The sequence below is a fragment of the Cyclobacterium sp. genome, assembly GCF_014762705.1.
Lineage (GTDB): Bacteria > Bacteroidota > Bacteroidia > Cytophagales > Cyclobacteriaceae > Cyclobacterium.
This window is the reverse complement of record NZ_JABURL010000124.1, coordinates 26,234-40,159: the sequence shown is the minus strand read 5'-3', so window position 1 is coordinate 40,159 and position 13,926 is coordinate 26,234. Positions and strand designations below refer to the sequence as shown.

General features: G+C 42.2%; 13 protein-coding genes. 11 read left to right on the top strand and 2 right to left on the bottom strand.

Translation table 11 applies throughout. The features are described from left to right. The first annotated feature begins 159 nt into the window (after positions 1 to 159). From HUJ21_RS24795 to HUJ21_RS24745, 11 genes are all read left to right on the top strand, one after another. The gene (locus HUJ21_RS24795; protein ID WP_291373757.1) at positions 160 to 582 is read left to right on the top strand and encodes an efflux RND transporter periplasmic adaptor subunit; all 423 of its coding nucleotides are present in this window, start codon (positions 160 to 162) and stop codon (positions 580 to 582) included. A gap of 380 nt (positions 583 to 962) precedes the next feature. Next, entirely contained in the window at positions 963 to 1,181 is a 219-nt protein-coding gene (locus HUJ21_RS24790) for an ArsR family transcriptional regulator (RefSeq protein WP_291373755.1), read from the top strand. Between the two features lie 60 nt (positions 1,182 to 1,241). After that, a complete protein-coding gene (locus HUJ21_RS24785) occupies positions 1,242 to 1,424 on the top strand; it encodes a hypothetical protein (RefSeq protein WP_291373753.1) in 183 nt (60 codons plus the stop codon). Positions 1,425 to 1,514: 90 nt separating this feature from the next. Next, positions 1,515 to 2,984 (top strand): TolC family protein, encoded by a 1,470-nt coding sequence (locus HUJ21_RS24780; protein ID WP_291373751.1) that lies wholly within the window; start codon positions 1,515 to 1,517, stop codon positions 2,982 to 2,984. Between the two features lie 16 nt (positions 2,985 to 3,000). Further along, a complete protein-coding gene (locus HUJ21_RS24775) occupies positions 3,001 to 4,053 on the top strand; it encodes an efflux RND transporter periplasmic adaptor subunit (RefSeq protein WP_291373749.1) in 1,053 nt (350 codons plus the stop codon). A gap of 8 nt (positions 4,054 to 4,061) precedes the next feature. Then, positions 4,062 to 7,175, top strand: coding sequence for an efflux RND transporter permease subunit (locus tag HUJ21_RS24770; RefSeq protein ID WP_291373747.1), 3,114 nt, complete (start codon positions 4,062 to 4,064; stop codon positions 7,173 to 7,175). 77 nt (positions 7,176 to 7,252) lie between these two features. Beyond that, complete coding sequence (locus HUJ21_RS24765; RefSeq protein ID WP_291373746.1) at positions 7,253 to 7,549, top strand: PG0541 family transporter-associated protein; 297 nt, start codon at positions 7,253 to 7,255, stop codon at positions 7,547 to 7,549. Between the two features lie 286 nt (positions 7,550 to 7,835). Next, positions 7,836 to 8,441 carry a recombinase family protein gene (locus HUJ21_RS24760; protein WP_291373744.1) on the top strand — a complete coding sequence of 202 codons (606 nt, stop codon included), beginning with the start codon at positions 7,836 to 7,838 and terminating at the stop codon, positions 8,439 to 8,441. 407 nt (positions 8,442 to 8,848) lie between these two features. Then, positions 8,849 to 9,436: a recombinase family protein gene (locus HUJ21_RS24755; protein WP_291373742.1), complete on the top strand. Its 588-nt coding sequence runs from the start codon at positions 8,849 to 8,851 to the stop codon at positions 9,434 to 9,436. A gap of 154 nt (positions 9,437 to 9,590) precedes the next feature. Next, positions 9,591 to 9,971 (top strand): hypothetical protein, encoded by a 381-nt coding sequence (locus HUJ21_RS24750; protein WP_291373740.1) that lies wholly within the window; start codon positions 9,591 to 9,593, stop codon positions 9,969 to 9,971. A gap of 86 nt (positions 9,972 to 10,057) precedes the next feature. Further along, positions 10,058 to 10,981, top strand: coding sequence for a PDDEXK nuclease domain-containing protein (locus HUJ21_RS24745; protein WP_291373739.1), 924 nt, complete (start codon positions 10,058 to 10,060; stop codon positions 10,979 to 10,981). A 225-nt stretch (positions 10,982 to 11,206) separates the two neighbouring features. Here the strand turns inward: HUJ21_RS24745 and HUJ21_RS24740 are convergent, their stop codons facing one another. Together HUJ21_RS24740 and HUJ21_RS24735 are read right to left on the bottom strand one after the other, a co-directional pair. Next, entirely contained in the window at positions 11,207 to 12,517 is a 1,311-nt protein-coding gene (locus tag HUJ21_RS24740; protein WP_291373738.1) for an IS4 family transposase, read from the bottom strand. Positions 12,518 to 12,652: 135 nt separating this feature from the next. After that, positions 12,653 to 13,882 carry an IS256 family transposase gene (locus HUJ21_RS24735; protein ID WP_291373736.1) on the bottom strand — a complete coding sequence of 410 codons (1,230 nt, stop codon included), beginning with the start codon at positions 13,880 to 13,882 and terminating at the stop codon, positions 12,653 to 12,655. Positions 13,883 to 13,926 lie beyond the last annotated feature (44 nt).

Genomic DNA, 13,926 nt, shown 5'->3' with positions numbered 1-13,926 from the left:
TACAATTCAGGGCAACAAATTCAATACATGAAAATCAATTATCCACAAATGAAAAAATTCAATTATTTCGGCTTTGCTTTAAGCCTATTTCTCTTATCCGCTTGCAATGATGGAAATCCGGGGTAACAACAAGCTGCCGGACCTGTTCCCTGTCCGGTTGTGGAGGTTCCGCTTAAAACAGTAACAGCATATTCATCCTATCCTGTAGGTATTGAAGGTACGGTAAACAGTGCTGTTAGAGCAAAGGTGCCAGGAAATATTACAGATGTATTAGTGGATGAAGGCGAAGCTGTCAAAAAAGGACAGACACTTTTCAGACTTGAAACCGCCTCCCTGGCCGGAGAAGCTGGTGCAGCTAAAGCAAATGTAAACGCAGCCCAGGTTGAGGTAGATAAGCTAAAGCCTTTGGTTGAAAAAGGCATCATTAGCAATGTACAACTACAAACTGCTGAAGCCAGGCTTGCGCAGGCCAAGGCCAACTATAATAGTATCACTGCCAATATTGGTTATGCTACTATCAAAAGCCCTGTAAATGGTTATGTAGGTGCAATTAATTATCGAATTGGGTCCCTGGTAAGATAGAACAGATTTTCAGAAGATCACAAAAGGCCTTCAACGCCTGGTCAAAGTTCGATACCGAGGAAAGAACAACCGAAAAATTGTTGGATATGTTGGATTTTCCACTTCACTGCCCATGCCAATCTGGCGAAGTTTTTCCTCTACTTTTTTTACTTCCGGGTGTCCTGTTTTATTGAGTGGGATTAAAAAATTATTAAGGACAAAGATAAAGAATAATTTTCAGGCATAATGCTGAACTGGATTTTTTAACTTCAAAAAACACTTCCCGCTATAATATTGGCAGGAACGTTGGTTCATAAAAAACAGAACTTACTTTATTAAACAGAACTTACTTTATTAAACGGAACAAATTTATTAAATTTCAGCCAAATTCAATAAGAAGTATGATCATTAGAGAGAAACAAGCCTCACAGATAGAAAAGATTGGCGTTACGCTGGAGAACACTGATTTCCCACCGCTGACGGCAAGGGTAATGGCCCTTTTGCTGGTGGCAGAGCCTCCGTTCTGCACTTTCGAGGAAATAAAGGAAAATCTTCAATCCAGTAAAAGCTCTGTCAGCACCTCCCTTAACTTTTTATTGAGAGCGGGACTAGTGGATTAAAAAACTTTTCTCGGGGATAGAAAGCGTTATTTTCATGTCAACTCCAAAACCTGGATGGAAATGATAAAAAGGAAAATAGAGCAGATTACCCCTTTTCGGTGTATTCTTGAAGATCTGACCCGAACAAGGTCAGCATCCTATCCTGAGTTCAATCAAATGCTGAAAGAGATGGAAGGATTTTATGGAGAAATGGAGGAAGCCATGAAGGTGGTGATGGATCGTTGGGTAAAGACAAAAAAATAAACTGGCATGTTTTTTCCTTTCAAAAGCCCTCAAAGATCCGCCTAAACATAAAGATCAGAAAAAAATGACCAACTAAATTAGCGACAATAGATGGAAAGTATAAATAAAAAGAGAATTGCTTCCTTTCTACCTTATGGATGCGTTCAGCATTTTCTCCTCGCCGGAGAACATAGCAGTCGAATTACCTACTCCCGTAAAGCAGACTTCAGGACAGGTATAATACTTGCGGTCTTCCTGTGCCTGACCATTTTTCAACAAACCCATGCACAGGAAAAAGACACTTTGGCATTAACCTTGAAAGAGACCCTTTCGAGTGCCCTTACAGGAAATCCTGAAATTCTTCTAGCAAAATTGGAGATCCAAAGAACAACCAGCCAGTTAAAAGCGGCTAAAGGGGCCCTATTGCCCTATATTAGTATAGACGGCCAGTACCTCCGCAATATAAAAAGGCCTGTATTCTTTCTGCCTCCCGGAGAAGGCTTTGGAGGGGCCGGAGGCGGCTCAGAAGGAACTATCATTGAAGCTGGATTTGATAATTCTTACAATATATCAGCCCAGGCAAACCTACCTTTGTATAACCGGGAATTAAGAACCTCTAAAAGGGCAGCAGAAACAGCTGTGGAGATACAGGAAAAAGGACTGGATATCAATAAAAACCAAATTAGAACACAGGTTAAACAAGCATATTATGAGGCGCTTTTAGCCAGAGAATCCTTACAGGTATTGGATCAAAGCCTGGAAAATGCACAACGGAATTTTGAAAATATTCAAAACCAGTTTTCACAGGAGCTGGTACCGGAATACGATATGATCCGGGCGGAAGTGCAGGTGGAAAACATTCGGCCGGATATTCTGCAGGGGCAGAATAGTTATGAAGCTGCCGTGAATAATCTGAAATTATTGGCCAACATTCCCCAGGAAATTCCTGTTTCCCTCGAGGAATCATTAGTAGAGTTTTATGAAAACAGTGATCCAGAGGTGATACTAAGCGGATATACCTTAGAAGATAATCCAGAATTGCAACAGTTGGCTGTTCAACAAAATTTACGGAAAAAACAAATTGAGGTGCAGAAAGCTGCTTTTTATCCTTCACTATCGGCTATTGGAAATTACGCCTGGCAGGCCCAGGCAAATAATTTTAACTTTAACAATTATTTCTGGGTTAACACCTCCTTTATAGGTATCCAGTTGAGTATTCCGGTTTTTCAGGGTCTGACACGGGTTCGGCAGATAGAGCAGGCCAGGATCGATCTTTATCAAACGAACATCCAGGAGGAATACCAACGTAAATCACTCAGCATCCAAGCACAAAATGCCTTGAACAGAATTCAGCGGGCACAAAGAAGCCTTGAAGCACAGGAAAAAAACATTGCCCAGGCTGAAAGGGGCTATCAGATCGCACAGGTAAGTTACAACAGTGGGGTAGGAACCTTAATTGAAGTGAATGATGCAGAGCTTGCCCTTACCCAAGCCCGTCTGAACCAGCTGGAAATAATTTATGAATACTTAATTGCCTTAGCTGATTTTAACCAACTGACCGGGAATGAAACTAACGATTAACCAACTATTAACAAGCATGAAAAAGCTGAACAAAAGCCTTTTTCTCTGGATCTCTGTTTTTGCAATGATGGTTTCCTGCGGAGGCAAAGATCAAGAAGCAGACAGTGAGCAGGAAGTAAAAGAAGCAGTTGCAGTAGAGGCGCAACCAGTGGAAAAACAAATCTTTCCCCAAATTATCAGATATACCGCCAATGTCGAAGCCTGGGAACAGGCATATATTACCGGACAGACCGGGGTCAGGATCGATGAAATAAAAGTGGAGGAGGGCGAAAGGGTAAAGAGAGGACAACTTTTAGTCACCATGAATGCTGCCCAGCTTAACCAAGCGAGGAGTCAAATGGAATTGGCAAGCAGGGAAGTTGAGCGTTTGGATACTTTGGTGAAGATTGGTTCTGTCTCAGGCCAGCAATTTGATCAGGCCATGACTGAATATCAAAATGCCTTGACCAATTATGAAAATTTGGCAGAAAACACCCGTCTAACGGCTAATTTTGATGGGGTGATTACCAAAAAATATTTCTTTGACGGGGAAATGTTTACACCTTCTGCAGAAGCTCCTGCAATCCTGGTCATGATGCAAATCGAGCCGATAAAAATTACCATTAATGTTGGAGAAGGATTTTATAATCAGGTAAAGAAAGGCATGAAGGCAACGGTAAGGACCGATGTATATCCGGAAGAAGAATTTTCTGGACAGGTGGACAGAAAATCACCCACCATTGATCGGAATAGCCGCACTTTTCGGATTGAGATCCGCATTGAAAATGAGGAAAGACAGCTCAGGCCGGGCATGTTCGCCCGGGTTTCGCTCAACTTGGGTGAAATAGAAGGTATATATATTCCGGCAACCGCGGTGGTGAACCAACCCGGCACCACCGATCAATTTGTTTTTGTGAAAGAAGGGGATCGTGTGAGGCGGATTGCTGTGGAAACAGGCAACCGTTATCAGGATCTGATCAGGGTGGTGTCCGGTTTAGAAGCTGGCAAAACCATTATCACGGAAGGTATTGGAAAACTCAATGAAGGTACCTTGGTAAGAGTGGTGAACGCAAATGCCCAAGTTGAATAATTAGAAATATGAACCTATTTAAAACTGCCATTTTTCGCCCTGTAGCGACCATGATGGTCTTTATAGCCCTCATGGTTTTCGGGATTTATTCTACAGTAAATTTGCCGGTAGATCTTTTCCCAGAGATTGATCCACCTATAATTACGGTTATTACCACTTATCAGGGTGCAGGGGCCTTGGAAGTGGAGCAAAATGTTACGACGGAGCTGGAAGACCAGTTCAGTACTCTTAATGACCTGGATGAAATCACCTCCTCTTCCGTGGAAAACGTTTCCATTATTACCTTGGAGTTTGACTGGGGCTCCAATCTTGATGAAGCCTCCAATAATATTCGGGACGCCCTGAGCCGGGCTAGACCTTTGTTGCCCGACGATATTGACGATCCTGTTATTTATAGATTTAATGCCAGTAGCATCCCGGTGATTATCCTGGCAGCCACTGCTGAGGAAAGTTATCCCAACTTACGTCAAATTCTGGATGACCAGTTCGTAACCCCCCTCAACCGGGTAGCCGGAGTTGGGGCCGTAAACGTGGAAGGTGGGCCAATCAGGGAAATCCAGGTGAATGTTGACCCGCAAAGAATGAGTGCCTATGAGGTGAATATTGGTCAGATTGGCCAGGCCTTGGGCAATGAAAATATTGTAATACCGGCAGGGAACCTGGATGTAGGTCAACAACAATACAATGTCCGGATCGACACGGAATTTACTTCTATAGAAGAAATAGGGAAAATTGTGGTAAAAAATACCCCACAAGGTGGCATTGTGCACATAAACGATGTCGCCCAAGTCCAGGATGCTGTTGACGAAGACAACCGCATAGAAATGGTAAGCGGAAGAAGGGCCGTAACCATATCTGTACAGAAGCAAAATAATGCCAATACCGTCCGGGTCGCCCAGGCTGTACTGGAAAGGATTCCGGAGCTTAGCAGAAATCTGCCGCCGGATGTACAAATCAAAACAGTAATTGACACCTCAGAATTCATCATCAATTCGGTGAATAACCTTTCTAATGTACTGATATATGCGGTTGTTTTTGTGGTGTTGGTGGTGTTTATCTTCTTAAGAAGGTGGAGAGCGACTTTTATTGTGGCACTAGCCATTCCTTTTTCGCTTATTGCCGCCTTTATTTATCTGTCAGTAACAGGCGGCACCTTAAATTTAATATCCCTCTCCTCGATATCCATTGCCTTGGGAATGGTGGTGGATGATGCTATTGTGGTCCTGGAAAATATATCCACCTATGTGGACAAGGGGACCAAACCGAGAGAAGCAGCCCTTTATGGGACCAATGAAGTCGGGGTTGCGGTAGTGGCCACCACACTTACTGTTGTGGCGGTGTTTTTGCCCCTGACTTTCCTTACCGGTATGACTGGGATCTGGTTTGGGCAGCTAGGATCTATTGTGGTGGTGACCATCGTGGTCTCTACGCTGGCCGCCCTGACCCTTATTCCCATGATGTCTTCAAAACTATTGAGAGAAGAAAAAAAGACACTAAAAACTTCTGAGAAGAAGTCCATCGGAAAAAGGATCAGTGCCAGGGTGGAAGCCGCCCTTAGCGGATTGGACAATGGGTACAAAAAAATACTTGGGTGGTCTTTAAACCACAAGGTAATAGTGGTGGTTTTAGCCATTGTTCTGTTTTTAGGATCTTTATTGATGATACCCGGGTTGGGAACCGAATTTATGCCCCAATCCGATAACGGACGCCTTATGGTAACTATTGAGCTGCCTACCGGCAGAAGCCCAGAAAGTGCCATTTCCACCATTGATAAAGTTGAACAAATCTTTTTCGAGCAGGTGCCCGAACTGGAAGTTATTTCTTCTGGGATAGGGGCCAGTACCAGTGGAGGTGCCGCTTTAGGAGGCGGAGGCACAGGACCTAATACCATCGATATTACGGCATCTCTTATTCCTGCAAGTGAACGGGATCGTTCCGTTTTTGAAATCGCAGAGATAATAAGGGAAGAGTTAAAGGATATTCCAGAAGCAATCAAATATTCCGTAAGTACCCAAGGGGGAGTCAGCGCAGGATCTCCTGTAGCGATCGACATCATCGGGAATGATCTTGACCAGACTTCAGAAATTGCAGCCAGGATAATCGAAAGACTCCAGAAGATCGAGGGAGTAAGAAATGCGGATGAAAGCCGGGGAGATCCACAACCAGCACTCCAGATAGATCTGGATAAGGATAGATTGGCGGCACTGGGCCTTAATTCTGGAACAGTTGGGCAGAGCATCCGAAATATGATTGCGGGGCTTATCGCCACTGAATACCGGGAAGAGGGGGAAGAGTTTGATATTGTGGTACAGTATGAAGAGTCTTACCGCCAAAATATTGATGATATCCGGAGAATGACAGTGGTGACTCCTAATGGTGATCTGGTAGAAATCGGAGCACTAGGGGAGGTCAGGGAAATTTACACGCCTCCGAACATTGAACGGATTGGCAGAGAGCGCTCTATTCAGGTCACGGCAGATCTTGTTGAAACCCCTTTGAATGTGGTTACCGAACAAATCAACGATTTTATTACCAATGAGCTGGACCTTCCTTCAGGAGTGGAGATTGAATTTGGAGGAGATATAGAAGAGCAGCAGGAAGCCTTTGGAGATCTTTTCCTGCTCTTGGGCTTAAGTGTAATATTGGTGTATATTGTCATGGCGGCGCAGTTCGAATCGCTGAAGGATCCATTTATCATCATGTTTTCCCTTCCTTTTGCCTTTACCGGCGTTTTATTGGCCTTGATTCTCACAAATACAAAATTGAGTGTAATCGCTTTTATCGGAGGTATAATCCTTGTAGGAATTGTGGTGAAGAATGCAATTGTTTTGGTGGATTTTATTCAGTTATTGCGTGGGAGGGGCCTGACTCTTTTCGATGCAATAGTTGAATCAGGAAGATCCAGATTGCGCCCTGTACTCATGACTACCCTCACTACACTTTTAGCTATGTTACCACTGGCCACTAGCCAAGGTGAGGGCTCAGAAATATGGAAACCAATGGCTATAGCCGTTATAGGTGGCCTTTCCTTTTCTACTTTGATTACACTGATCCTTGTCCCGGTATTATATGCGGTGTTCCACCGCAAAAGAAAGCATAAGGTAAGCCTTTTATCGGGATAATGGATTGAGGTGCTGATGGGTGGATAATTTGATGTGCTGATGGTTTGATGGGTCTATTAACAAAACGTTATAAAGTAATGAAAGGGATAATGATTATATTTAACCAGTCTTTGTCAGAAGAAATTATAGCGCTTTTTGACTTGATGGAAATAAGGGGCTTTACAAAATTAAATAATCTGCAGGGTCGTGGTTCTGATAGCGGCGAGCCCCGGATGGGAACCCATACCTGGCCTGCCCTCAACAATGCCATTTACACTTTTGTAGAAACGGAAAAGGCAGAAAAACTACTTGAGGAATTGAATAAACTAAATCAGCAAGCTGAGGAACAGGGATTAAAGGCCTTTAGCTGGGAAGTGCAAGTTGCGGTTATATGAAATGGCTACCGTACTTTTTTCAGGTATTAAGGAATAGGTGGAAAATCACGGTTTATTTCCAGATGGATCCAACCATGCTTTTCCTTTCAAAAAATGGAGTAGGTCCCTGATAGGCACCCGCCGTAATCTGACAAATAGCCATTATGTAAAAAAACGAAGGTTTTTATACACAGGCATAAAAATTATGGTTTCATAAATTTTATCTGTTTATATTGCTGTGTATTATTTCAAAGTTTAAAATAGGCGATATTGTTAAGTTTCGTAAACAATCCAAAACATTCACTCCATGAAAATAGGCTATGCCCGGGTTTCCACGTTTGAACAGAATTTGGACATGCAATTGGATGCCCTGAACAAAGAAGGTTGCCAACAGGTGTTTACCGATAAAGTATCAGGAATCAAATCATCCAAACCTTCCTTTGAAAGATTGCTGGAATACGCTAGGCTAGGCGATACCATTGTCGTCTGGAAACTCGACCGTCTGGGTAGGAATACAGTGAAGCTGATCGAACTGGTGGAAGAGCTGGCAAAAAGAAAAATAAACCTGAAATCATTGAGCGAACAGGTCAATACAACCACAGCTACGGGAAACCTCTTTTTTCAGTTCATGTGTATTTTGGCAGAGCACGAACGGAATATTATCCGGGAAAGGACGAAGGCGGGGCTTTCTTCAGCCAGGGCGAGGGGGCGCACCGGTGGCAGACCAAAAGGCCTAAGCCCGCGTTTTCAATTAATCGCTCCTGATATTAAGGAGATGTATGAAAGGAACAACCGGAGTACAGAAGAAATAAGGAAAATATTCGGTATCAAGAGCCAGCCTACACTCTACAAGATCCTGCAGTTCTCGGGAGTGGATGTCAAAAAATTTTTTAAAAACAGAAAAGGAGGATAATGGCAGGTAAAGCTAATCAGGAGGAGTTGAACGGAAAGGCAGTAGAAGGGATGGAGAAAGTAACTGGGGAGCAATACTCAAAAATGTAGCTCTAGCAATGAATAAGTGATATCCACTGACTATTCCTGAATAGAAACACACATAAGTATTACTAAAGAATAGGGCGTAAAATTACAAAGAGACTGCAGCTTGATTATCTCCGATCTGTATTTGATCCATCAGCCATGGGCAACGAAAAATTAAACCCAAGCATTGGATTCGGCAAAAATGCTCTAAAGAAAAGAGGCAAATTATCAATAAAACTCACACTAAAATCTTACCTGAAGCCCTTTTACCATTTCTCATAAAACCGTCTCATAAATTAATTATTGTTTTTATATTTGAGACAAGGTTTTTAATACAATATCATGAAAATTGGATATGCAAGGGTAAGTACCCAAGATCAAAAGTTGGAACTTCAACTCGATGATCTAAAGAAATACGGATGTGAGACAATTTTTAAAGAAAAGATGTCCGGCAAAAATAAAACCAGGCCCCAACTCACCAAGATGATTGACCAGTTTCGGAAGGGTGACGTAGTTGTGGTATGGAAGCTTGACCGCTTGGGCCGATCCCTGAAAGATCTGATTGAATTGGTTTCTTCTTTCAGGGAAAAAGGTGTCGAATTTGTCAGTCTCAAAGATGGCATTGATACCGGAACGGCCACCGGTCGGTTTACTTTTAATATTTTTGCGTCCTTGGTAGAATTTGAAAGGGAGATAATAAGAGAACGTACTATGGCTGGATTGGAAGCTGCCCGGGCCAGGGGGAGAAAAGGAGGCCGTCCACCTGGTTTATCCAAAGAGGCTTTAGCCAAAGCAACTTCCGCAAAAATTCTTTTTGAAAGCGGGGAAAGAACTGTAAAAGAAATTGCTGATGGTCTGGGGATAAGTAGAGCAACTTGCTATCGGTACATTGAAGTAATGAATGAAATGAACAAGTTCAAAAGGACATGAATATTCTCTACTACGCAATCTGAAATAGCCGATCATTTATATTAAAGAAGAGCATTCAAATGGAGATAGCCAAACAGATAGATCTTGCAAAAATCCACCTGTTACCGGTATATAAATCCCTCAGTGATAATTAATTTACGATTTAGAATTTGTTATGAAACATCCAATTGAAAAAATTAACCAGCAGCAGGCTAAAATGTTAGAAGGACTTCCACCGGAAGAAAGATCCTGGCATGAACGGTTTTTTCGTTTTGGAAATGCTACCTATTGTTATCATCAAAAGGCCATAGGCAATCCAGATAGTACAGCCACGGAACCAATAACTATTACACCGACTAAAGAGGATTTCGAAGATTGGCTGGAAGTGCTACCTGAAAACATCAGAAAGGATATGGAAGCAAAAGGATTTGAGGCCTGTAAAACCGCGTTGCCTTTTACCCGTCATGTACTTGAAAGGCATGATGTAGGTATGGAAGAATGGATGCGGGAGCATTTGTCTGAAGATGATTATAAATGGTGGAAATCACAGAAGTAAAAAGAAAGATAATTGTCCTTTTATCTTCTCCACAGGCCAAAGTTAAACAAGGTTGAATCAATTTAATAATACCCAATTTAAAGTTAATGCCTAATTATCCTTCAAATAACGAATTTCATAAGAACGTAGTGAAGTTGCTTCAAGCTGCCCGAAGTCAGGTTGTTCGCCAGGTAAACCACACTATGGTGCATACTTACTTTGAAATTGGTAAAATGATAGTAGAAGAAGAACAGCTAGGAAAAGATAGAGCTGAATATGGAGCACATTTAGTAAAGGATTTATCGACTTTTCTAACTAAGGAATTAGGAAAAGGTTTTTCTATGACAAACCTACAGCAAATGAGGAGTTTTTACTTAGTCTATCAAAAACAACAGACAGTGTCTGCTGAATTCAAACTAAGTTGGTCCCATTATATTAAATTAATGCGCATAGAGGATGAAAATCAACGTAGGTTCTATGAAATAGAAGCCGTTCAAAATAATTGGTCAGTCAGAGAACTTAATAGGCAATTCGACAGTGCCCTCTATGAACGGCTCTCACTTAGTCGGGATAAACAAGGTGTAAGAGAACTATCAGAAAAAGGTCAAGTAATATCACAACCCATTGATTCGGTCAAAGATCCTTATATACTGGAATTTTTAGATTTAAAAGAAGAAACAAGATATTCGGAATCAGACCTTGAAAATGCCATCATAGATAAGCTTGAACATTTCCTTTTAGAAATGGGGAAAGGATTCACTTTTGTAGCCCGCCAAAAACGTATATCATTTAATGAGGATCATTTTTATTTGGACCTGGTATTTTACAACCGCCTTCTGAAATGCTTTGTTATAATAGACCTAAAAATCGGGAAAATTAAACACCAGGATCTCGGGCAAATGCAGATGTATGTTAATTATTATGATAGACATGTGAAGCTTAAGGATGAAAACAATACCATTGGCATCATTCTTTGTCAGGATAAAAATGAAACGCTAGTGGAAATTACGGGAGTGTTAGGGGAGTGTTAGCTCAACTCTGTCTGGCTTCCCTTCGGGGGGCTAGCCCCATAGCCGTCAGGCTAAGCAATATTTGAACCTAAAGGCATAATTGGTATATACATACACCAAGCCCCTTGAGGGCTTGGGGAGTTTTATTCCTCATAATTATAGTTTTTTTATAGGCCTGTTTGATATGGATGAGAAGCAGGCCTTTTTTCTTCTCTTTATTTATCTTTAATATAGCATTTAAACGATTCATTTACAAGTATTTACTTGTAAAAACTCCTCTAAATTATACCTGTTTTTACGTCTTTCCTGAAGCAGGAAATCCAGGCATTCGCTTCTGATGTCTTTTATAAAATCCTCCATCTGACTGCTCCCATCAGAAAGTAGTTGACGCCATTTTGGCTTGTTTTGTATCCAGGCTTTTGCGAATTTCATTTTGCTGACAAGCACGTGCCTTTCCTGCCAAATCAGACCCGCTAGTCTGCAGTACAGTTCCCAGCCTGATAAGATGAAGAGTAGACTGGCAAATATATAACACTCAAACCTATGGAGCTGCATCTCTTTAAATTGATGAAATTTGAAATACCCCTTCCATGTTTTGAATACCAATTCCACTTGCCATCGCAACCGGTAAAGTTGATGAACCTGCTCAATGGCCAAATCCTCTGACGGTACGTTGGTGATAAATAAATTGAGCCGGAGAAAAGCCTTGTACTCCTTACTGACATTCCTGCCTTTTTTAACCGCTTGTTTATTTGCTTTACGAAGACGCTCTTCCACTACGGCTTCGGGCAGTGGTTCCAACAGCAGCCTAACGGGAATCTTCTTTGGGCCCATATGCACCTGCTTTTCCAGGTAGGGTATTTTACTTCTTATTGTTTCAGCATAAAGCGAATTTATATCCACCAGCCTGATATACTGGCCTTCCTTAAGCTCATAAATAGTGGTTTTAGGTTTGAGGCGGCTGATAAAGAAAGCTCCTTTCCGGTGAATTGATTCCAGAATATCCATCACAAAATACCCTAAATCCCTTATAATTAAGCTGTTTTCGGATATTCTGTCCACTTGATCCCTAGCTGCTTTTTGATCTTGGTATTTGGCATGATGAAGCGATAAAGTCTTTACGTTTCCGCTTTTCAGATCAAATTCAAACTGCAAATGGGCACCTGCCTGGGAGGCTCCGCCTCCATTTCCCGGATAGCTGTCTTTCAGGTGATCAGGAAGTTGGAAGCGTACCGAATCTTCAATAAGTACCTCGGTAAATCTCTCCAGGTTTTCCCAAGGCATCTGACAGGACCATTTCAATTTGAGCTGTTCTTCAAGAAGGTGTTTTAAGAAAGCAACAGCCTTCGAATTGAAGCGTTCGAAAAGGCTTTGTTTACGCACCTTAACGTTATGGTGCCTCATTAAGTCCACCAAATGATCGTTTAGACTTGTTTGATTACCTGTAAAGCATTGAAAAAGTACGGACATAAAAAATGATTTTGGGCAAATCTTTCCTTTACGCTGGACAAAGCCAGTTTTGCGGGCAATACGCTCCAAGTACTTTGAATTATACAAAGACTGTATTTTTTTGAATTTTTTGGCTATTACCGATAATTTTAACTGCTCTTTCTTCCTCTACGTCAATACCTTACGGATTTATAGCCTGACGGCTATGGGGCTAGCCCCCCGAAGGGAAAATTCACTATTTTTTTAGGTTTCTGTATTCAGATCCAGTTCCAATCTTCCCTCAAATCTAATAGCCAACTGCTGAACAGTCAAGCCCCAGTTCTGTAAAGGTGATGTCCATTTTTTCTCAATACGCCTGGTGACCAAATATACGAGCTTCATTAAGGCCATATCAGAGGTGAAGGCACCTTTGGACTTGGTTACCTTCCGGACTTGTCTGTGAAAGCCTTCTACCGTGTTTGTGGTATAGATCAGCCGTCTAATCGGTGGGCTATACTCAAAGTAGGTGCTCAATCGGTCCCAGTTGTCATTCCAGGAGCGTATTACCACGGGATACTTCTTTCCCCATTTTTCTTCCAGGTCCAGCAGAGCTGTTTCTGCCTGATCTTTAGTATCAGCCTGGTAGACCAACTTTAGGTCCTTCATAAAGACCTTCTGCTCTTTACTGGCCACATACTTGAGGCTGTTTCGGATCTGGTGGATCACACAGAGTTGGATATCGGCTTTTGGGAAGATTGAATGGATGGCCTCACTAAAACCGGTCAGGTTGTCGGTACAGGCTATCAAGATGTCTTTGACACCACGATTATTCAGGTCTGTAAGTACCTGTAGCCAAAAGTTAGCTCCTTCGCTCTCAGAGATATACATCCCCAGTATCTCCTTCCTGCCCTCTTTATTGATACCCAACACATTGTACAATGCCTTGTGTTTGACCTTACCCTCTTCCCGGACCTTAAAATGCATCGCATCCAACCATACAATGCAGTATACCGGCTCCAGGGGACGACTCTGCCATTGCTTTACCTTAGGCACGATACGGTCAGTGATCTCGCTGAGAACATGCGTGGATATCTCTGTATCATACATCTCAGAAATATGATCCTGAATATCCCGCAGGCTGTTACCTAAACCGTACATGGCAATGATTTGCTTCTCAAGATTGTCAGCCAGAATACGTTGACGCTTTTCAATAATCTGGGGCTGGAAGCTACTGTGGCGATCTTGAGGGGTCTCGATATCGACTTCCCCATGGCTGCTCTTGACAGTCTTGCGGCCCTTGCCATTGCACTTATTTCCAACCTCACGGCCCGACTCATCGCTGCTCAGATGCCCTTCCATCTCTGCTTCAAGAGCCTCTTCCAAAAACTCCTTCAGCATTGGGGCAAACGCTCCGTCTTTCCCAAATAGTGGCTCTCCGTTTTTAAATTGTCTTAATGCTTTCTCTTTTAGGCTTTCTTTTTCATCTTTACTCATGTCTAATACATATAAAATTTAAAACTAAATTCCAAGCTTAGACA

What these genes read in the sequence shown, in the direction of transcription:
- HUJ21_RS24755 (WP_291373742.1), top strand. Translation starts at nt 8,849, where the DNA reads ATGAAAATTGGATATGCAAGGGTAAGTACCCAAGATCAAAAGTTGGAA.
- HUJ21_RS24750 (WP_291373740.1), top strand. Translation starts at nt 9,591, where the DNA reads ATGAAACATCCAATTGAAAAAATTAACCAGCAGCAGGCTAAAATGTTA.
- HUJ21_RS24765 (WP_291373746.1), top strand. Translation starts at nt 7,253, where the DNA reads ATGAAAGGGATAATGATTATATTTAACCAGTCTTTGTCAGAAGAAATT.
- HUJ21_RS24770 (WP_291373747.1), top strand. Translation starts at nt 4,062, where the DNA reads ATGAACCTATTTAAAACTGCCATTTTTCGCCCTGTAGCGACCATGATG.
- HUJ21_RS24790 (WP_291373755.1), top strand. Translation starts at nt 963, where the DNA reads ATGATCATTAGAGAGAAACAAGCCTCACAGATAGAAAAGATTGGCGTT.
- HUJ21_RS24775 (WP_291373749.1), top strand. Translation starts at nt 3,001, where the DNA reads ATGAAAAAGCTGAACAAAAGCCTTTTTCTCTGGATCTCTGTTTTTGCA.
- HUJ21_RS24780 (WP_291373751.1), top strand. Translation starts at nt 1,515, where the DNA reads ATGGAAAGTATAAATAAAAAGAGAATTGCTTCCTTTCTACCTTATGGA.
- HUJ21_RS24760 (WP_291373744.1), top strand. Translation starts at nt 7,836, where the DNA reads ATGAAAATAGGCTATGCCCGGGTTTCCACGTTTGAACAGAATTTGGAC.
- HUJ21_RS24735 (WP_291373736.1), bottom strand. Translation starts at nt 13,882, where the DNA reads ATGAGTAAAGATGAAAAAGAAAGCCTAAAAGAGAAAGCATTAAGACAA.
- HUJ21_RS24785 (WP_291373753.1), top strand. Translation starts at nt 1,242, where the DNA reads ATGATAAAAAGGAAAATAGAGCAGATTACCCCTTTTCGGTGTATTCTT.
- HUJ21_RS24745 (WP_291373739.1), top strand. Translation starts at nt 10,058, where the DNA reads ATGCCTAATTATCCTTCAAATAACGAATTTCATAAGAACGTAGTGAAG.